The following is a 20,443-nucleotide window of genomic DNA, read 5'->3' on the forward strand; positions in this document are numbered from 1 at the left end:
GACACCTTCATGTCGGCGGACCACCGTGCCGCGGACCTCAGGAGGCGGGCCGGTCGACGAACCGAAGGCTGGACTGTCGGGGCGTGCGCCGGTCGGTGTCCTTCTTCTCCGGAGCCGTACATTCGGGCTCCGCCGAGCGGATCAGCTGCATCGATGCCGTCCGGCTCAAAGTGCCGTCGGACTGCGTGGTCGCCTGGTCCAGGCCCTTCTTGAGGTTGTTACGCGCGGTGATGCCCAACTTGTGGTAAATCCGGTGCAGATGGTTCTCCACGGTGCGCACGGAGACCACCAGCTGGTTCGCGATGTCACGGTTCGACAGACCCGTCGCCGCGAGCGCGGCGACCTCGCGCTCCCGCGGGGTCAGCGGTGCGATGTCGCTCTCGCCGCGGCTCTCGCTCACCATCCACGGCGGCAGGGCGCCACCACAGGCGCGGAGCATGTCCTGGCAGGCCGCCCAGGCCTCACGGCCCTTGCGGCGCTGACCCGATGCCCGGTACGCGCGGGCCGCCTGCGCGGCGGCCTCGGCGGCGAGCGGAAGCGCTCCCATGTCGCGGAACTGCTTGGAGACCTTGGTGAGCGCATTGCCGTCGGCCTCGGCGAGCGCCTGGATGTGATCGGCCATCACCCGTACCAGGCCCCCGGTGCTCTGCGCGGCGAGCTCGCCGGCCTGGTTGCGGAAGCGGCACGCGGCGCTCTCTTTGAGCCGGGCCGCCAGATGCAGTGCGATCACCGCCGTGACCGTGCGTCCTGAGGCCGCGGCGCCCTCGGCCAGCTCGACGGCCTGGGTGACGGCTCCCGTGAGGTCTCCGGTGTGGGCGAGCACCAGTGCACGGTCGTGCGCGATCTCGTCCTCGGCGATCGGGTGCGAGACGGCCTCGCGCTGGACGAGGCGGGCCTCGACGAGGGTGCGCAGGGCCTCCGAGTGCATGCCCGACTCGGCGAGCGCGCCCGCCAGTTGGGCCAGCGGCCAGGCCCGCGTCGCCGGCCACTCGTGGCCTGTCTCGAAGGCGATCGCCTGCCGCAGCAGAACGACGGCCCGCTCGGGCTGACCCAGCAGCCGCAGCAGCCTGGACCTGGCGATGATGCTCTGTACCAGCACGGGCCAGCGGTCGGTGGAGTCGTAGCGGCGCGGGGCGTCCAGGGTGTCGGCCGCCTCCTGCAGATTGCCCGCGAGGTAGGAGCAGCGTGCGGCGACGGCGTCGACGAGCACCAGCGCGTCGGTGTCCCAGTCGTACGAGACGTCCCGGTAGCTGTTCAGCAGCTCCAGGGCGCCCGCGGGGTCTCCGAGTTCGGTCCGCGCGAACGCCACGACGGGCACCAGCGCCTGGGCGACGGGCAGTCCTGCGGTCTCGGCGTTCAGCACGGTGTCACCGATGGCGACGGCGTCCTGGAGCCGGTTGGACATGACGGCGATCATGGCTCGGCTGCCGTGCAGCACACCGGCCTGCTCGGAGCCGACGGCCTTGATGGCGTGGGCCAGTACGGCCCCGGCGTCCGGCACCCGCCGCAGCCTCCAGGCCAGGTTGATGACCCGGGTGTGCACCGCGGCGATGTACTCGGCGTGCGGCACGTCGACTCCGCATTCGAGCGCAGTGGCCAGGACCGCCTCGGCCTCCTGGTGGGATCCCTTGCCGATCAGGACCTGGCCGAGCAGCAGAGCGGCGCGGATGCAGTCCGAGGGCTGGGAGCTCCGGGCTGCGCGGGCCACCACGCGGCACAGGTCCGTTCCGTACTCCACGGAGTCCGGCACCGGGCGATAGGGCGCCGAGTCGGCCTCCGAGGGGGTGTCGCGCAGCGCGAGCAGGCACAGGCGTTCCGCGAGTGCGAAGTCCCGGCGCTGGATCGCGGTGCGGGTCGCGGCGAGGAGCTGGTCCCGCTCGGGGACGATGCCCGCCTCCATCCGCAGGGAGACGATGCGAAGGACGTCCTCGACCCGGCGGGCGCCCGTACGTTCCAGGGCGTCGGCGACCTGCCGGCGCAGCCGCTGTGCGGTGAGGTCGGACATCCGGGACGCGACCACGACGCGGCTCAGCGGTACGGCGAGCCGCAGGTCCACGCGGGCCCCGGTGCGCTCGACGGTCACGATGCCGCGCAGGTCGAGTGACTCCGCCGCGTGGGCGAGGCCCGACGCGGCGGCGATGTCGACTTCCAGCGGCTCGGCGACGGCGAGCATGTTCACGAGTTCGTTCTCGTCGTGACTGAGGTCCCGCAGTCCGAGGCGTATGACGTCGGACAGCCGCTTGCCGGGGCGTTCGGTCAGGCCCTGCCAGACCCAGGTCCCATTCAGGCAGCGCAGCGACTCGTCCTCGAGGGAGTGCTCGATGAGTTCGCGCAGCATCAGCGCGTTTCCGTGGGTGGCTGCCCACAGACGCTCCAGCGTGGAGGTGTCGGTGTGGCCGCCGAGGCGGGCGCGCAGGACGTCGCCCAGCGCGGCCCTGTCGAAGGGAGCCACTTCGACGTGGTCGATGAGCCTGTCGACCCAGAGTTTGTCGATGCCGGCCGGGGTGATCGCGTCCTTGCGGCTGGTGGCGAGCACGCTGAGGCGGCCGGCTGCGACGAGCCGGTGGAGGCGGTGGCCGGATGCGGCGTCGACCAGATGGGCGTCGTCGATGCCGACGACCGGGCGCTCGGCCGCGGCGCCGTCCAGGGTGGACGGTTCGACGGACTCCAGGCATTCGGCGAGCGATCCGAACCCCTTGGCCCGCGTGCCGCTGTTCCAGCTCGCTCCGCCGACGGACAGGACTGTCCGGCCTTCGTCGGCGGCTCGCTCCAGTGCGGTGGACAGGAGCAGACTTTTGCCCACACCGGAGCCGCCGACCAGAATCGCCCCGCTGCCTCGCCCCAGGGCGCTTTCGACGGCGTCGAGTTCGGTATCTCGTGCAGTTATTGGCCAGTGGAAAACAACATCTGTTGACATATGTTCTCAAGCCCCCGCAGGAAGAATGTCAGCACCCTTCGATGAATGTCCTGGAACCCTCAGATGTCTTGGTGTGTTGGCTGATTAATGAGCCCGTAACCAGGGAGAAACGTGCGTCTTCAACTACTCTGCTCCCCGGTCGGCCGAAAATCAGCGCTGCTTTTTCGTCACTCGAACCTGGTGGGTCATCAGGACGATTACGAGTATAGACCGGCATGTTGCAAGCGGGACTTGAATGATTATGGCGGGGGCGGCAGACGTTGAATTGCCTGGTGGTTCCGGCATTCAGGTCCGGCGCGGCAGGGGAGCGGCAAGATGGACCGGCAATTCTGACATCCTGCAAGACGCCGTTCCGGTTGAGGGGACTTCAGGCCATGCATTCTGCTAGCGGGTTCCGTTTGCCGTGCTGAGGGGGAGGTGCCTCCTTCGCGTCCGGGTCCGGATACCACTTGTCCCCGGTCCTGGACCGGGGACAAGTGACCGTGCAGGGTGGCTGAATTGAATATCCGTCAGGAGTACTGACGGGTCAGCCGCCAGCGCTGAGCACGGCTCCGCTCCGCCCAGAAGTCGGCGTACCGGCCATCCGCGGCGATCAGCTGCTCGTGCCTGCCGCGCTCGGCGATCCTTCCGCCGTCGAGCAGCAGGATCTGGTCGGCGGCGGCCACGGTCTGCAGCCTGTGCGCGATGACCAGGAGCGTCCGGCCGGCGGTGAGATGGCTCAGTGCCTCCTGGACCGCCTGCTGGTTCTCCGGGTCGAGCGAGGCGGTCGCCTCGTCGAGCAGCACGATCGGAGCGTCCTTGAGGATCGCGCGGGCGATCGACACCCGCTGGCGCTCACCGCCCGACAACAGGGCGCCGCCCTCGCCGACCTTGGTGTCCCAGCCGTCGGGCAGCCGCTGCACGATCTCCTCCACCCGGGCCAGCCGGGCGACCTCGTGGATCTCGCTCTCGGTGGCAGAGGGGCGGCCCACCCGGATGTTCTCCATGATGGTGCCCTCGAAGAGGTAGACATCCTGGAACACCACGGAGATACGGGACATCAGCACCTCCGGATCGATGTCGCGCACGTCGACGCCGCCGACCCGCACCACACCGGAGTCCACGTCCCAGAACCGCGGAATCAGCTTGCTGACCGTGGTCTTGCCGGAACCGGAGGGGCCGACAAGCGCGGTCATCGTGCCCTCCTCCATGACCAGCGACACTCCGGAGAGCACCGGAGTCCCGTCGTAGCTGAAGGACACGTTCTCGAACTCGATCGCGTTGCCGAGCGGGACCCGCGGGTCGTCCTGCTGCGGGAGCTGGGGCTGCTCGAGGAGATCGGAGACCCGGTCGAGCGCGGAGCGTGCCGTACGCAGGGTCGAGCCCAGCACCGCGGTCTCGGCGATCGGTTCGGTGAACCGGGCCGACAGGACCAGGATCGCCAGCAGCTTGGCCACGTCCAGGCCCCCGTCGAGGGCCAGATACGTGCCGGTCACCAGGATGACGGTGAACGCGCCCTGGACCACGAGGGCGAAGCTGATCAGACCGGGCACGCCGGTGACGAGGACCTTGCGGGACGCCTCGTACTGGGTGTGCAGCGCGTCGTCGAGCCCGCGCGTTCCGGCGCCCCAGCCGCCCCGGCCGCCTCGGCCGAAGACCCGCAGAACGGGCTGGAGCTGGGCGAACTCGACGACCCGGCCGCCGGTCACGGCATGCGCGGCGGTCCGTGCCTCGTCGGCCTTCTGGTTGAGACCGGCGCTCCACCGGTAGACCACGACGATCACCGGCACGGTGAGCGTGGCCGCCAGCGCGAGGCGCCAGTCGAAGGCGTACATCACCAGCACGACGGTGGCGGGGGTGAGGAAGCTGGTCACCAGGGGCCGCAGCAGATGCGCCGGCACGCCCATGATGTCCATGACGCTCTTCGTGGCGAGCTGGCCGAGCTGCCCGACCCGCTCCGGCGCGAACCAGCCCAGCGGCAACGAGGCCACCTGGTCACCGATCCGGTGGTGCAGGGTCCTGGAGAGCGTCGCGCCCGCCTGGAATCCGGTGCGCAGGCTGTCGTAATAGACCGCGCAGTAGAGGAAGGACACGCCGAGCAGCGACCAGATCCACGGCCAGACCGAGTCGGGATCGGAGCCGAACAACGCCTCCAGAATCGGGACCAGGAGTGCGAAGGCGATGCCCTGGAGCACCGCGCCCACCGCCAGGGCGACGAGCATCCTGCGTACGGGAGCTCCCTGCTCGGGGCCCACCACATTGAGCAGTTGGCGGATCATCAGCTGTTCCCTCCCACCGGAGCGGCGCTCACGGTCGTGATCAACGTGGGCTGGTGGGGTTGCCACTGAGCCGTCTTCTCATGGGCGTGCCACATCCGCGCGAACTTGCCGCCCCGGGCGACCAGTTCGGAGTGCGTGCCCCGCTCGACGATCTTTCCGTCGTCGAGCACCGCGATCAGATCCGCGTCGACCACCGTCGACAATCGGTGGGCGATCAGCAGCACGATCTTGCCGCGGGTCAGCTCGGAGAGCGCGTCCTGCACCTTGGCCTCGGACTGCGGGTCGGCGAAGGCCGCCGCCTCGTCGAGGACGATGATCGGGGTGTCGGCCAGCAGCGCCCGGGCGATCGAGACGCGCTGCGCCTGGCCGCCAGAGAAGCGTGCGTCCTCGCCGATCACCGAGTCGTAGCCGCGCGGCAGCGACTCGATCACATCGTGGACGCAGGCGGCGCGGGCGGCGGCCTGCACCTCGGACAGATCGGCGTCCGGCCGTGCCATCCGGATGTTCTCGGCGACCGTGTCCTGGGTCAGTCTGACGTCCTGGAAGACGAAGGCGACCCGGCTGTACAGATCCTCCAGGGCCAGTTCCCTGATGTCGACGCCGCCGATGGTGATCGAGCCGCCGGTCACGTCGCCGAACCGCGGAAGCAGGGTGGCCAGGGTGCTCTTGCCCGAACCCGAGGGGCCGACCAGAGCGGTGACCGTGCCCGGGGCGAGCTCCAGATCGACACCGGCCACGGCTTCCTTCTTGCCGTCGTAGGAGAAGTGCACGTCCTTGTAGCTGACGTGGTTCCCGGACGGCGTGCGGGGCGCGTCGGAGACCGCGAGCTCCTCGGTGGCGAGGATCTCGCTGACGCGCTCGGCCGCGCCCTTGGCGAACCGCAGTTCGTAGCTCGCGTAGAACAGGGCGAGCACCGGCGCGGTCAGGCCGATCCCCAGCAGGGCGAACGGCAGCAGATCCACGGCGGCGATCCAGTCGTTCGTCACGAACACCGCGCCGCCGGTCAGCACCGCCACCAGGACGGCGATCGGGGACAGCACGATCTCGGCCGCGGCCTTGGAGTTGAGCGTGGAGCGCACCCAGTTGAGGAAGAACGAGGAGAAGTCGTCGGCCGCCGCACCGAACTGCTGGTGGGCCCGGCGGGTCTGTCCGAAGGTCTTGACGACCGCGATGCCCTGGACGAATTCGACGGCGCTGCCGTTGATCCGCTCCATCGCCTTGTCGTACTCGGGAAGGTGGCTCGCCATCCCGGCCATCGTGATGCTGTACAGACCGAGCCCGATGACCAGCGGGGCGATCGTCACCAGGGTCATCTGCCAGTCGACCCAGAACAGATACGCCAGCGAGGTGACGGGCACGACCGTCGCAGCCGTCATGTCGAGCACCGAGTGGGCGATCATGTGGTGCATCGCGTCCACGTCGTCCTGCACGGCCTTCTTCACCGAGCCGGAGTTACGGGCGGAGAACCAGCCCAGCGGGACGCGGCCGAGCCGGTCCACGAGGCTTCGCCGGATGTGCAACTGCAGTTCGTTGTCCGCGAAGTGGGAGATGGCGCCCGATGCCAGCAGAAAGATCAGCCGCACCAGGAGGGCGCCCGCGCCGATCGCGGTGATGGTCCAGGCATCGCTGTTGCGGTCGGGCTCGTTGTCGAGCAGTACCCGGCCGAGTTCGGCGATGGCGATGAAGGGAACGACGCCGGCGACCGCCGAAACGGCCTGGGCGGCGACGGCCAGTCGTAGCCGTCCCTTGATCGGGCGAAGGATCTCGCCAAGTGCGGCCTTTTCCGCGGCCATCCGGTCCTCCAGAGGCTCAGTTAGACGTTAGACGGTGTCTAATAGATGGAATGACTGTACCCGACGCGCGACTTGGTGCGTCAAGCGTTGACGGGTGTTACGTAGTGCCGGACATCACCGATGACCGGCGAGAACGGCCGATGGCCGAGCCCGGGTCGAAGTGCCGTGAGAAGCACGGCACTTCGACCCGGGAGCGAGCCGGAGACCGGTCAGCTCGGGACGGGAACACGCTCGGTGGACTCCGGGGCCTCGACCCCGTCGCCCTCCTTGATGCCGTACTTGGAGTACAGCTTCTGCAGGGGGCCCGGAGCCCACCAACTGGCCCGGCCCATCAGCTTCATGACCGCGGGCACCAGCAGGATCCGCACCACGAACACATCCAGCAGGATCGCGATGACCATGCCCACACCGAACAGCGTCATGGTCAGTACACCGCTGGTCGCCATGGCCGCGAGCGGCACACACATCAGCAGCGCGGCGCTGGCGATCAGCTTCCCGATGCTCTGCAGTCCGGTGGCCACCGCGGCGGTGGGCTCGCCCAGCAGGTCGTACTGCTCCCGGATCCTGGACACCAGGAACACCTCGTAGTCCATGGAGAGTCCGAAGATCAGCGCGAACAGCATGATCGGCATATTGGGCTCGATGTTGCCCGTGGGATCGAAGCCGATCACATCGGCGAGGTGTCCGTCCTGGAAGATCCACACCAGGATGCCGAAGGTCGCCGAGAGCGACAGCAGGTTCATCGCGATCGCCTTGAGCGGCAGCAGCACCGAACCGAAGGCGAGGAACAGCAGGATGTACGTCGCGACGGCGATGTAGAGCAGCATCATCGGCAGCGTGTCGGCGAGCGCGTCCAGGGTGTCGTCGAACACCGCGGTCTCACCGCCGAAGTACGCCTTGGCGCCGGGCGGCGGTGCGACCTCGCGCAGATCGTTCACCAGGTCCCGGGCCGGGCTGGAGACGGCGACCCCGTCGAACTTCACCGAGACCCGCGCGGTTGTGCCCTCGGCTCCGGTGATCTGCGCGCCCTTCGCGCCGGGCACCTTGCCGAGCTTGTCGGCGTACGCCTGGAGCGCGGCGCCCTGCTCCTTGGACGTGGCCTCGCCCGCCAGGGTCAGCAGCGAGTCGATGGACTTCACGCCGTCGCCGTCGAAGTCCTTCTCCAGCATGTTGTGAACCTGGCGGCCCTCCGCGGTGTTGGGCAGCTGCCGGGCGTCGTTGGCGCCGAAATCGATCCGCAGGAACGGCGACGCGAGGGCGATCAGCACGCCCAGCGTCACGACCGTGATGGTCACCGGGCGCCGCATCAGCACGTGGGCCAGCTTGTACCAGGCGCCTTCGCCCTGGGCCTGAGCCGCCGGTGCCTGTGCCTGTGCGGCAGGCTTCTTGCGGCGCAGCGACAGGGCGTTGACCTTCGGGCCCATGACCGCCAGGGCCGCCGGCAGCGCGATGATCGAGAAGAAGACGGACAGGACGACCGCAGCCACACCGCCGTACGCCATGGACTTCAGGAAGGCGAACGGGAAGAAGGTCATTCCGAACAGGGCGACCGCGACGGTGATTCCGGAGACCACCACCGTGCGTCCGGCGGTGGCGACGGTGCGCGAGAGAGCGTCGGCTCCGGTGCGCCCGCGGTCCAGTTCCTCCCGGTAGCGGCTCACGATCAGCAGGCCGTAGTCGATGGCGACCGCGAGACCGAGGACGGTGACCAGGCTCATCGCGAACACCGAGACGTCGGTGAACTGCGCGATGACCCGCAGGACCGCCATGGACCCCAGGATGGACAGACCGCCGACGAGGAGCGGAAGGCTGGCCGCGGCGAGTCCGCCGAACACGAGCACCAGGAACAGGAAGAGCACGGGGAAGGAGAAGCCCTCGGCCGCTCCGAGGTCCTCGCCGATCTCCTCACCGGCCTGATGGCCCGTCGGGACCGGGCCGCCGCGCAGGGTCTTGAAGCCCTGCAGATCCAGCTTGTCCTTGATCGCCTTGTAGGACTCTTCCTTGATGTTGTCGTCGCTGCCGTGCAGGTTCATCGCGACATAGGTCGCGTGCCGGTCCCGGCTCACCTGCTCCGGCATCTTGGTCATCCAGAAGTGGGCCGACCCGGTGACCACCGAGCGCGGCAGCGAGTTCACCTTGTCGGTGACCGCCTTCTGGAAGGCCGGATCGTCCACGGTCAGGTCGTCGTTGCGATAGACCACGACCGCGTCGGGTGCCCGCTGAGGAAATGCCTTCTCGGCGAGGAGGGCCGCGTGGCGGCTCTCCGACTTCGGGTCTTCGAAGCCGCCCGGTTTCATGTCGCCGAAGACGCCGACGCCATAGACCCCGGACAGTACGGCGAACAACAGCGTGAAGATCAGCAGAGGCTTGCGCCCCCGGTGAATGAACCGCCCCAACCCCTCGAACATCACGTCTCTCCCTAGATCGTCAGCGAGCGCAGGTTGCCTTGCCTGACCTCGACGGTACGGCAACAGTAACACCGTTATCAATCGCCTTCAGGGAGGAGCCGGGCGTCGCGGTCGAGGGGTGAGCACGAGTAAACGTGCTCTGACCTGCGTGAATGCCCGACCGAATTTTCGGTGATGAGCGCAGGCCGGAAGTGTCTACGCAGAGCGACCCAGCTTGTAAAACACTGTTGCGGTACATTTAACGTATGGCCAGGCTCAAGACTTACGACGAAGCACTCCGACTCAGGCTGATCAACCGCGCCGCCGCCACGGTCTTCGACCGGGGCACCGCGGCGCTGAGCCTGCGGCGGCTCGCAGCCGATGTGAAGACCTCGACCACGGCGGTCTATTCGCTGTTCGGAAACAAGGCGGGTTTGCTCGACAGTCTGTACCGGGAGGCGGCCCGGCTCTTTGTCGCGCGTCTGGCCACGGTCGATTCGAGCGACGATCCCGCCAACGATGTGATCCGGCTCGGCGTCGCCTATCGCGAGTACGCACTCGCAAATCCACACTTGTACGCGATCCTGTTCGCTGACCGCACCGTCGAGTACGAGCCGACGGACGAGCGCAAGAGCGAGGTCGGAGACACCATCCAGCCGCTCGTGGACGCCGTGGTCCGGGGACAGAAGGCCGGCCGGTTCAAGGCCGACGCCCCGCCCGAGGTGATCGCGCTGTCCTGCTGGGGCTCCGCGCACGGGCTCGTATCGCTGGAGCTGTCCGGGAACGAGCCGCCGGGTCTGGACATCGGTGACTGCTACGAGGCCACGCTGCGCGCGGTCGTCTCCGGGTGGCGGCCGGACCCCGAGTGAGCGGTGGGGGCCCCTGTGCCCTGCGGCGCTGTTCCCCTACCCGCCCCTTCCCGAACTGGGGGCAAGCCCCCAGACCTCGTACGGCCTTCGGCCGTGTCCTCAAACGCCGGACGGGCTGAAAATCCAGCCCCTCCGGCGTTTGAGGAGCGGGGTCCGGGGCGGAGCCCCAGCTCACACCGTCAGGCCGACGCCCTCAGCGAGAAGTACGCCAACTCCCTCGCGCGTCCCGGTCCAGCGGCTGAGGCCGTCCGTCGCGTACAGGCGCCCGACGTGCTGCGCTCCCGGGCTGAGTACCAGTCGGCGGACCGTCAGCGTCCCCGCCGCGTCCCGTGCCGTGTGGCGGTCCGTCTCGCGGACGATGGCCTCGACGGCTGCGGGCGCGACGGTCGGGTCGGGCGGGAAGGGGACCGTCCACAGATCGGCGGGCAGTACGGGCGTGACGTCGAGCCTCGCCCCCCGGCCCCCCTCCCCTTCCGGGAAGACCACACCGGCCCAGCTCAGCCAACCCGCCTGCGCGGTCGGCCAGTTGCCGCTGTCCTCCTCGTCCGGCACCGCGGTCCGCTCGGCGGGCTCGGCACCGTAGACGAGCGTCACCGACGCGATGTCCGCGCCTTCCCGGTCGTGAATGGTCACATCGACGCACCACTCACCCTCGGCATAACCGCCGCGCGCCTCGCGGCGCAGATCGAGATGGCCGCCGCCGAACCGCAGCCCGTCGAGCCGGACCTTCAGCTCGCGCAACTCGCGCAGATGCAGCAGGGGCCAGCCTTCCGGCACCACCCAGTCGCCCGCTGCCACCGCGTGCTCCAGCACGACGCTGACGGGGACGGCGGGGGCCGCGCCGACGCGTACGTCCGACAGGCAGGGATGCTGCCCGGCGTTCAGGCGCAGGGTGGTGCGCAGCGACCGGAAGATCTCGTACTCCTCGACCTCACCGAGATGATGGTCCAGCGCGTGGAGCCGGGGCAGATCGGGGTGGCCGGTGAGCATTCCGAAGCCGCGGAGCTGGCCGGGGGCGAGCACCGCGCCGATCCTGCCCAGGAACACGGCCTCGTCGGTGTGACCGGAGGCGAGTTCCTCGGTCCAGCGGCGTGCGCCCTCCACCGGGTCGAGCGTGGAGACGTAGCGGACGGCGGCGGAGTAGTTCGCGATCACGCCGAGCCGTTCCCAGGTCGGCCAGCACAGGGTCTGCACCGGCAGGGCGAGGTTGTCGCGGGCCCAGAAGCCGAGCCGGGCGAGGGCCTCGTTGCCCGCCGCGTAGTCGATCTGGCCGACCATCCCGCCCATGCGGCCCGCGAGCGATCCGACATTGCTCAACAGGCGCAGCGCATCCCGGCGTTCGGGCCGGGCCAGGATCGCGGCGACCAGGTTCGCGAAGCCGGTCACCTTGACGTCGACCGTACGCACCACACCGTCCGCGGATTTGCGGTCGAAACGAGCCGGGTCGTCGATCCCGGCGTTGTGGACGACGAACTGCGGGCCGTCACCGAGTGCGGCGAAGGCCCGCTCGACCTGCTCCATGTCGGTGCAGTCGCAGCGCAGATACTCGATACGCAGCCCGTCCGCCGCGGCCGCGGTGAGGTTGTGGTGGACGGTGCGGTCCTCGTCCGCGCGGCGGATCTCGCCTCGGGCTGTGGCGAGGTCCTGCGGGGTACGGGCACCGGAGAGCCGTCGGCGGCGCCAGGCGGCGAACTCCTCGTCGTCCAGGGAGCTCACCTCGTTCGCCGCGGGACGTTCTCCCCGGCCCGTGACGACGACGCGGCAGCCGAACGACTCGGCGAACGCGCGGGCCGCCGCGAAGCCGACCCCGCGCGCGCCGCCGGTGATCAGGACGGTGTCCTCGGGGCCCGGCGGCCGCGAGCCGGGCGGTCCGAGAGGCGCGGGACGGCCCACCAGCACGTGGCGGCGGCCGTCCCGGTAGCCGACCTCGAAGTGGCCGGGGCGTACGTACTCACGCTCCACCGCGTCCGCGATCGCCGCGGGCTCCGCACAGTCGAGGTCCACGACGACGATTCCGGCGGCGGGCAGTTCGCGCGGCAGGCACTTGGCGAGACCGGCCCAGATGCCGCCCAGCGGCTGCGGCACCTGCCCCTCGCCGTGCCCCGCGTGCCCGCCGAGATGAGTCACGGCGAGATAGACATGGCGGCCGAAGCGCGGCTCGGCGGCCCACTGCTGATAGGCGCTGCGGACGGCATCCGTGGTGCGGGCGAGTGCCGAGCGCCAGGTGGTGTCGCCCAGTTCGTATCTCTCGCCCATGACGTTGAGGTCGACGATGCCGTCCCATCCGCCCGCGCTCAGCGGCGTATCGGGATCGGAGCGTACGACCAGCGCGCCGCGCTCGCCCAGCTCCCCGGCGACGGCGCCGACCAGGTCCGCCGACTCACCGACGAGCAGCAGCCTGCGTCCGGCGAGCGGGCGGGCCTCCCGCGGCCCGGTGTGCGGGACGTGGACGGGCTCCCAGACGAACCGGTCGACCGGCCGGACGAAGGCGTCCGGGTCGAAGGAGGACAGGTGCGGGCGGATCGCCGGCCACCCAGCGGCGGCCGGCAGATCAGTGGTCGTCATCGGTGCCGCTCCTCGGCCGTGACATGGATACCGCCTTTGGGGAACAGCGTGATGAACGCGCCGGAGCGGGTGTCCTCGCGCGCGAGCGTGAGCCGGAAGCGGCCGGATGCCGCGGCGACCGCCTGCTGGAGCAGCGCGAGCCCCATCTTCTTGCCGATGCACTGGCGTCGGCCGCCGCCGAAGGGCAGATAGGCAGAACGGTCCTGGCTGGGCGCACTGCCCGGCCGGAACCTCTCCGGGTCGAACCGCTCCGGGTCCTCCCACTGCTCGGGGTTGTAGTGGGCGCCGTACACGGACACGAGCAGCGGTGTGCCCGCCGGAATGTGGTGCTCTGCCAGTACGTCGTCCTCGATCGCCTCGCGCGTGAACTGCCAGACCGGCGGGTGCATCCGCAGCCCCTCGTCCACGACCATGCCTGCGTACGGGAGTTCGGCCAGGTCCTTCGTGGTGGGCATCCGGCCGCCCAGCACGCGGTCCGTCTCCTCCTCCAGACGATCACGGGCCACCGGGTCGCGGGCGACTTCGTACAGCGTCCAGGACAGAGCCAGCGCCGTGGTCTCGACACCGGCGAGGAAGAGGGTCACCAGGTCGGCCCACAGGGCGTCCTCGGGCAGGTCCGACTCCCGGACGAGGGTGGCCACTTCGCCGCCCACACCGAGGTCGACGTTCCGTGCGGCCTCCGCGATGACGCGCTCCAGCGTGCGCCGTGCCCTGGTCACCTTGCGGCGGTACGGGGTCGGGATGAAGGAGGGGATCGCCTTGTCCACCGAGCCGACGTTCTTGAAGATCGCCTCCAGCGCGACGGACACCGCCTCGGCGAACTCGCCGCCGTCCTGGGACAGATCCTTGCCGACCAGGGCATGTCCCATCACCCGGCAGGTCAGCTTCATCGACTCGGTGAACAGGTCGAACGAGCGGCCCGCCCTGGCGTGTTCGGCCCAGCGGTCGAGCAGGTCGGCGACGGCCGCGTCGGACTCCGCCGCGCGCGCGGCGATGGCGTTCGGCGTGAAGGCGGGGTTGACGACCTTGCGGTGGCCGCGCCAGTCGCCGTCGTCCAGGGTGAGCAGACCCCGGCCCATGAACAGCTCGAACGCCTCGTAGTAGGCGCCGCGCGAGTAGTTGTCGGCATTGCCCTGCAGGACCCGCCGGATCGCCTCGGGCGAGGAGAGCTGGACCGTCGGATTGTGGGGCAGGATCGGGATCTTGACGACGGTGCCGTGTTCCTTCTGGGCCCGCAGCGAGAAGCCCGGCGGATCGGCGGCGTACCGCACGGTGGAGATGATCGGCGAGGACATCGGGAAGCCCGTCGGCCCCTCGACCTGTTTGAGCCCGGCACCGGTCACCGGGCAGACGCCCTTGGCCACGTTTTCCTCGGTCATGCTGCTGCCTCCTCGGCGGGGCGCCGGCGCTCGCGGTACTCGCCGGTCGACTGGTTCACATGGCCGAGTACGACGCCGGTCATGTCCTTGATCTGCAGTACGACGTCCCCGGCCGCGGTGACCGCGAGGGCCCGGTTGTCCTCCTCGCTCTCGAGATCGAGACGGGAGGGCAGGGAGTAGAGCTCGACCCCGGTGCCCGCGGCGGCGAGTGAGGCGTCGGTGTGGCCGCCGTACAGATCGATGCGGCGGATCGTGCGCGGCACGGCCAGCGGGGTCCAGTCGCCCTCGCTGCGGTCCAGGACCGAGACACGGGCCAGGCCGTCCAGGAGGACCGAGGGGACGACGAGGGAGGAGAACCACCGCTCGATGCCGGGCCGGTCGGGTACGTAGCGGGCGCGTCGGCCGTTGGGATGCGTACGGGTGTCGGCGGTGGAGACGAAGACACCGCTGAGCAGCACCGCCGGATTGGGCACGTGGTACGGGTCGGCCATGCGCTCGGCGCCCTGGTCGTCCCAGTGATCCCAGCGTGGCGGTGCGACGTGCTCGTCGCGCAGCCGTACGCGGGCGGAGAAGTGGCGGCGGTCCTTCACGAGCAGCCGCCCGCCCGGGGCCAGCACGTCACCGGTCACCTCGATGTCGACGACCGACTCCTGCGGTCCATGGCTGACGAGGTGGGCCTTGATGCGTTTGGTCTCGTCGCGGCCCTGCTTGTAGACGCGCAGGAAGGAGTCGAGCCGGATGTCCTCGAAGACGACCGGGACACGGCCGGGTACGAGGTGCATGGCGGCCTGCGCGGCGAGTTCGGGCACAAAGGTGCCGGGCAGGGTCGGGAAACCGTTGACCACGTGCTCATGGAGGTAGGCGTCCCGGTCCTGGTTGAAGGTGCGGACGACGGTGAGCCGGTCCGGGCCGCGGTCGACGATGTCGTCGACGAAGAAGTCCGGCAGGGCGTGCGCGGGTGCGGGCACCCGTGGCTCAGGTGTTGTGCGGCAGAAGTCGAGATAGCCGGGGACGGCCGCCTCGATCGCGGCTCGTTCCGGGTCACCGAACAGGACGGTGACCGGCGTGTGCTCAGCCTGGTCCAGCTCGTGCAGGAAGTGGTCGATCCCCTCGGCCGTGGGCATCGCGGTGAACTGCGCGCTCTTCGCGAGGAACGTCCGCATGATCGGCGTCGCACCGAGACCGACGTCCCGCCACAGCGTCCAGCCGATCGTGAACTCCCGTGCACCGCGAGAACTGCTGTACAGGGCCGCGGTGTTGAAGTAGTCGTTCGCCGCGCCGTAGTCGGTCTCGCCGGTCTGTCCGGTGAAGCCGACGAAGGACCCGAAGTTGCACCAGCGGCTCGGCTGCCCGCTGCCGAAGGCCGCCTTGAGATTGGCGTACGTACGCACCTTCAGGTCGCGGACCGTACGGAAGTCCCCGAGGCTCTTCTGGTCCACCGAGGCGGCCCGGTTGGTCCCGGCGATATTGAGCAGCAGGTCGACGCGGTTGCCGCCCTGCGCGTCGGTGATCTGTCCGACGACCGCGTCGACGGCGGCACGATCCCGCAGATCGCAGGCGTGGTACGTGACCCGGCCCGCGCCGCAGATCTCCTCCAGGGCCGTCAGATTGGCCTTGACCTCGCGGGCGGCGGACAGCCGGTCGAAGGCGGCGTTCGCCTCCCGCACGGTGAGCCGGCCGGAGCCGGTCGCGGTCGTACGGGTGCGGATGAAGTCCTTGCGGGTCAGCAGGACATCGGCCTCGGTCACCGTGTCGAGGCGCGTGGAGCCGATGACATGGAGTCGGGGGCGCTCGCGGCGGGCCAGCGCGATCAGGAGCTCGGCGCCGATGCCGCGTCCGCCGCCGGCCGCGACGACCGTGTGCTCCGCGGTGCTGGACTGCTGGGGCCTGCTCTCGCCCGGCTCCGGCGCCGCCTGCCACAGCAGCCGGGTGCCGCCCGCGAAGGAGACGACGGGCAGCAGCTGTTCGGCCACGGCCTCGGCCGCGGTGTCCGCCTCGGCGGACGCGAGGTCCGCGGCTTCGTGGACGACGGCGACGACGGACGAGTCCGGCCATTCGAGCGCGAGGCTCTTCGCGAAGCCGGTGAACAGGCCGCTGCACGGGTGTGGCACCCGCGCGGCGTCGATGCCGCCGAGGACGAGCACGACGAACGACTCGGGCCGCTCGGGGAGTTCGGTGCAGGCCTTGGCGGTACGGAAGAGGCTGTCGTGCAGGCGCAGCAGCCGCTCCGAGGGGCCGGTGTCCTTGTCCTCGCAGGACAGGTCGACCAGCACCCGCACATGGCGCGGGCGTGCACGAAGGACCTCGGCCTCGATCGCCTCGTCGTCCTGGAGAACCGTGCTGTCGCCGGGCAGTTGGGAGGCGTCGAGGTTGGTCAGGACGGCGGTGCCGGGCGGGAAGAGCGGCGGCGGCCCCTCGGCGCGAGCCGGACGGGGCGCGGGCGCCAGCCGCAGAACGTGCCGGTCGAGGAGGTGAGGCTCGGTGGGTCGGGCCGGGGCAGCGGGTTCCTTCGCCTCGGTTTCCGTTGCCTCGGTTTCCTGCGCCCCGGCCGCCGGAGCAGCCTGAGGGTGGCGCAGCCGCAGCCGGTGGACCGGGCCGCCTTCCTGTACGGCGCGTTCGATCACCGCGGTCCGCGACGGCGCGGGGGCCGTGAGGAACGCGATCAGTTCACGGGCGCCCTCGGCGCCCAGCAGGGTGGTGGAACCCTGACGCGGGGCACTCACACTCCCACGCTCCTTTCCATGACGGCCAGCACGGGCAGACCGGCCTCTTCGGCGAGCGACCTGCGGGTCACGACGAACAGGAAGGCGCCTTCCGTGGCGTTCCGTCCCGCCGTGTCGTTCCAGCCGGGCAGCGCCGTTCCGTTGACCCCGGCCACCAGGGCGACATCGATCTCCCTGAAGTCGAGGTAGGAACCCGCCACGTCGAACGCCTCAAGCAGCGAGGCCTCGCCCGCGTCGACCGTGATGTTGAGGCCGCGGAGGTCGAAGTAGTTCGACAGCCTGGCGGCGATGACATTGGGCATCTCGCCCGGGAACGAGTCCTCGGTCGGCGCGGCGATCAGGCCGGTGGCCCGCTCTTCGAGCCGCTGGAGGAACTTCGCCGTCGTGGCCCGCTCGTCCGCACCGGCCACCGCATGGCCGATCTCGTCGAGATAGGCACGGGTCTTGTAGAGGAGGGCATTACGGGTGGCGCCGGTGTGCCCGACGACGACTCCGGTGGTCTTGTGGTGGTCCAGGCACAACTGGCGTACCGCTTCGTCCAGTTCCTGCATGCAGCGCACCATCATCAGCTGCGTACGGTCCGTGGCGCGCGCGGTGGGCGGCGGCATACGCAACTGCTGGAACGGCGGCACCGGATAGGTCGTCCCGAACGAGGGCTCGGGGTCCCCACCCGTACCGGCCGCCCATGCGGCGACCGCGTCCGCGTCGGGGCCGCCGGGCTGGTGCGAGGACCAGCCGACCAGCACCAGGTCCTCGCCGACCGGGGCGGGCAGCGCGGCGGGATGGCCGGACCGCGTTCCCCGGTGGTCCTCGGAGATGATCATGTGAGCGTTGGTGCCGCCGAAACCGAAGCCGGAGACCGCGGCGCGCCGGGGACGCGCCGCACTGGCGGGCCAGGGCACCGGCTGCTCCGGCACCGTGAGCCCGTCCGCCTCGTCGGCCAGAGCGTCCGGCAGCCGCTCGAAGCGGTACTGCGCGGGGATCGTGCCGTGCCGCAGGGCGAGCAGGGTGTGGATGACCGAGACCACGCCGGCGGCCCAACCGCAGTGCCCCACCAGCGACTTGTTGGAGGTCACCAAGGTCTTGCGGGCACCGGCGTACCGCTGGCCGAGGCTCGTGAACTCCGCCTCGTCGCCCGCCGGGGTGCCGGTGGCATGCGCGACGATCCAGTCCACGTCGTCCGGGCCGAGCCCGCTGCGGTCGAAGGCCCGCTCGATGGCGAGCTCCTGACCGGCGCGGGCGGGAGCGTAGATCGCCTTGCCGCGGCCGTCGGCCGAAAGCCCGATCGCCGAGACGATGCCGAGCACCCGGTCGCCGTCGGCGCGGGCGCGCGAGAGCCGCTTGAGCACCACGAGACCGGCACCGTCGGAGAACAGCGCACCGTCCGCGCCGGCGTCCAGGGCGCGTACGGCACCGCCCGCGGAGAGGCCGTTGAGCTTGGCGAACAGGATCGAGCCGCTGGGCGCCAGCGCGAACGAGCCGCCGCACACGGCGATGTCGCTGCGCCCGGACAGCAGATCGCGCACTCCGAGATCCATCGCGTAGAGCGAGGAGGAGCAGGCGGTGTCCACCATGTGCACCCGGGTGGCGGGCGGCAGGATGCCCGCCATCGCGTCCTGGCCGATGCGGTGCGGCAGATACGAGGCCGACGGGTCGTCGCCGCGGCTGAACCGCCGCCGCAGCGCGTCGCCGATCGGTCCGTCGACGGCGTCGTCGCCGTCCTCGGCGAGGGTGTCCAGCGAGGAGCGCAGGACGAACGCCTCCTCCAGGTGCTGGCTGCCGTCGGGGGTGTAACCGACGCAGAAGGAGAACCGGTCCTGCGCGTTTCGTCGTACGCCGTCGAGCGCCTGGTGGAGGCTGTGCCGGAGCCAGAGCGCGGTCTGATCGAGACCGGCCTCGGCCAGGCCCTCGGCGCGCAGCTTCTCGTGCGGGCGGAAGTCGGTGATGAAGCCGGAGCGGCGCTGGTACGTCTTGTCGGGGGCGCCGCGGTCGGTGGCGTGGAAGCGTGCGATGTCCCAGCGGTCGGCGGGAGCGTCGACGAAGAGCTCGGCCCCGTCGATGAGGAGCCGCCAGAACTCCTCGGGGGACGAGGCACCGGGGACGGCCATGCCCATGCCGACGACGGCGATGGGGTCGTCCTCGGGCGCGTCCGACTCGGCCTCGGGCACATCGGCGGGCGCGGCCTCGGTCTCGACGACGGCATCCGCCACGGCCTCGGCCCAGGCCCCGCCGGAGGCGCGGCCCACGAGGTCGGCCCGGGTCTTGATCGATCCCTCGGCCGGGGTCTCGGCCGCGGCGCCGCGCCGGGTCCCGACCGGACTGTCGGCCGCGGCGCCCTGCCCGGTCCCGGCCACGAGGTCGGCCGCAGCGTCCGGCCGGGCACTGGCCGGGGGCTGTGCCCCCGCGCCCGGCGAGGCGCCGCTTGGAGTCTGGGCCTCATGGCCCAGGCGAGTCCCGGCGACGAAATCGGCCCGGGGCTGTGCCACTTCGCCCGGCGGGGGCTCGGTCAGGGTCTGAGCCACGAGGTCGGCCCGGCTTTCGATCCGAGGCTCGGCCACGGCGTCATCCCGGGCTTCCGCCGCAACGCCGGGCCGGGCCCCGGTCATGACGCCCGGCCGGGCCTTGGCCGCGTTCCCAGCCGGGGGTTGTGCCACCGCGCCCGGCCGCGTCACGGCCATAAGGTCCGCCGGGACGCCCGGTCGGGTGTCGGCCGCGAGCACCGCCTGGGGCTCAGCCCCGTCGAGGGCAGCCACCACCTCCCGCGGTGGCGACATCGCCGACCTGAGCAGTGTCAGGCCGCCGTCCGCCAGGACCGTCTGACCCGTGACCCAGCCCGAGCGTTCCGAGGCCAGGAACAGCACGACCTCCGCCAGGTCCTCGGGGCGGCCCAGGCGGGACAGCGGTGTGGCCGCGACCGTGTTCGCGCTCACGCCCGCGAAGTCCGGGAACATCTGGCCGACCGGGTTGTCGATCAGGCCGCACGACGCGGCGTTCACCCGGATCTGGTCCTCGGCGAGTTCCGCCGCCAGATAGCGGGTCAGTGCCTCCAGGGCCGCCTTCGACACGCCGACCGGCAGGTAGTTCGCCGGTGTGGTGACCGCCCCCAGCGAGGAGACGTTGACCACCGAGCCACCGCGCCCCCGCGCCGCGGCGAGCAAGGGGCGGGCGTAACGGGCACACCACAGGGGGCCCTTGACGTTCGTGGCGTAGGTGCGGTCGAGGAGTTCCTCGGTGATCTCGTCGAAGGGGACGAACGACCCCGCCGCCGCGTTGTTGACCAGAATGTCGAGGCGGCCGTGCTCCTCGCCGATCTCCGCGAACATTCGCTCGACCTGGGCCGGGCGGGCCACCGAAGCGCGCACCACCCGGACGTCCAGGCCGCGTTCGACCAGGCCGCGGGCCTGTTCCTTGGCGGAGTCGTACGAGTGGAAGCAGTTGAGCAGGACCGTGGCGCCGCGCTCGGCGAGCCGATCGACGACCACCCGGCCGACGCTTCCCGCGCCGCCGGTGACCAGTGCGATCCGTCCGGAGAACTCCAAGTCCCCACCTGCC

Annotated in this window: 9 protein-coding genes; 1 reads left to right on the top strand and 8 read right to left on the bottom strand. The window is 70.5% G+C overall.

The features are described from left to right. Nucleotides 1–37: 37 nt before the first annotated feature. From OG905_RS28325 to OG905_RS28340, 4 genes are all read right to left on the bottom strand, one after another. Nucleotides 38–2,803, bottom strand: coding sequence for a helix-turn-helix transcriptional regulator (locus tag OG905_RS28325; RefSeq protein WP_328678292.1), 2,766 nt, complete (start codon nt 2,801–2,803; stop codon nt 38–40). 623 nt (nt 2,804–3,426) lie between these two features. Next, nucleotides 3,427–5,175, bottom strand: coding sequence for an ABC transporter ATP-binding protein (locus OG905_RS28330; RefSeq protein WP_328678295.1), 1,749 nt, complete (start codon nt 5,173–5,175; stop codon nt 3,427–3,429). After that, a complete protein-coding gene (locus OG905_RS28335; RefSeq protein WP_328678296.1) occupies nt 5,175–6,968 on the bottom strand; it encodes an ABC transporter ATP-binding protein in 1,794 nt (597 codons plus the stop codon). Before OG905_RS28335 ends, OG905_RS28330 begins: the two co-directional genes overlap by 1 nt. 209 nt (nt 6,969–7,177) lie before the next feature. Next, complete coding sequence (locus tag OG905_RS28340) at nt 7,178–9,376, bottom strand: MMPL family transporter (RefSeq protein ID WP_328678298.1); 2,199 nt, start codon at nt 9,374–9,376, stop codon at nt 7,178–7,180. Between the two features lie 245 nt (nt 9,377–9,621). Here OG905_RS28340 and OG905_RS28345 point away from each other — a divergent pair, with 245 nt between their 5' ends. Further along, a complete protein-coding gene (locus OG905_RS28345; protein WP_324979306.1) occupies nt 9,622–10,224 on the top strand; it encodes a TetR/AcrR family transcriptional regulator in 603 nt (200 codons plus the stop codon). Nucleotides 10,225–10,395: 171 nt separating this feature from the next. Here OG905_RS28345 and OG905_RS28350 read toward each other — a convergent pair whose 3' ends face one another. Genes OG905_RS28350 through OG905_RS28365 form a run of 4 tightly spaced genes read right to left on the bottom strand, consistent with a single transcriptional unit; the run spans nt 10,396 to nt 20,430 of the window. Beyond that, entirely contained in the window at nt 10,396–12,789 is a 2,394-nt protein-coding gene (locus OG905_RS28350) for an SDR family NAD(P)-dependent oxidoreductase (protein WP_328678299.1), read from the bottom strand. Beyond that, nucleotides 12,786–14,168 (bottom strand): cytochrome P450, encoded by a 1,383-nt coding sequence (locus tag OG905_RS28355; RefSeq protein ID WP_328678300.1) that lies wholly within the window; start codon nt 14,166–14,168, stop codon nt 12,786–12,788. Before OG905_RS28355 ends, OG905_RS28350 begins: the two co-directional genes overlap by 4 nt. Beyond that, complete coding sequence (locus OG905_RS28360) at nt 14,165–16,891, bottom strand: KR domain-containing protein (RefSeq protein WP_328678302.1); 2,727 nt, start codon at nt 16,889–16,891, stop codon at nt 14,165–14,167. Before OG905_RS28360 ends, OG905_RS28355 begins: the two co-directional genes overlap by 4 nt. Further along, nucleotides 16,888–20,430, bottom strand: coding sequence for an SDR family oxidoreductase (locus OG905_RS28365; RefSeq protein ID WP_328678304.1), 3,543 nt, complete (start codon nt 20,428–20,430; stop codon nt 16,888–16,890). Before OG905_RS28365 ends, OG905_RS28360 begins: the two co-directional genes overlap by 4 nt. Nucleotides 20,431–20,443: the final 13 nt, after the last annotated feature.

Origin of the sequence: Streptomyces sp. NBC_00322, assembly GCF_036147535.1 — a bacterium.
Classification (GTDB): domain Bacteria; phylum Actinomycetota; class Actinomycetes; order Streptomycetales; family Streptomycetaceae; genus Streptomyces.